The 573-nt window shown below is 83.6% G+C and carries 1 pseudogene; it reads left to right on the forward strand.

The features are described 5' to 3' along the window. Positions 1-573, forward strand: a pseudogene (locus AC2CHG_RS31710) (hypothetical protein); the annotation flags it as partial.

The following is a 573-nucleotide window of genomic DNA, read 5'->3' on the forward strand; positions in this document are numbered from 1 at the left end:
GTCCCGAGCCGGGTGCCCCGCGCCGGGCCGCCGACGGTCTGTGGCCCGGCGGCCCCGAAGCCGCCGCCCCGCGCCGCCCGGTCGACGGTCCGTGGCCCGGTGTGCCCGAGGCGCCGCGTCCGCCGGATGCGCCGTACCGCCGCCGCGCGGACGGACCCACCGGTCAGCAGCCACCGGTCACCGGCACCCGCACGCCGTCCGGGGCGCCGTCGCCCGGCCGCGTACCCGCCGACGCGGGCCGGCCCTCCGCGGACGGCGACACCCGCGTACCGCCGGCGCCCCGCGGCCGGCACGGCGCCGGACCTGAGGGCCCGCACCCGGCCGAATCGGCGACCCCGCCGCCCGCCGGACGACGGGCCCGCCCCGACGACACCGCCGGCATCCAGCCGGTCTCCGGTGCCGCCCGCCGAGCCCGCACCGAGGACACCGGCGCCGTCCAGCAGGTCCCCGGTGGAGCGCGCCGGGCGCGACCCGACGACATGCCACCCGGTACCCAGCCGGTGTCGGGTGCGGGCCGCCGGGCGCGTGCCGACGGCGTTCCGCCCGGCACCCGGCCCGTCTCCGGTGCCGGCC

It is taken from the genome of Micromonospora sp. ATLC20 (assembly GCF_057196585.1).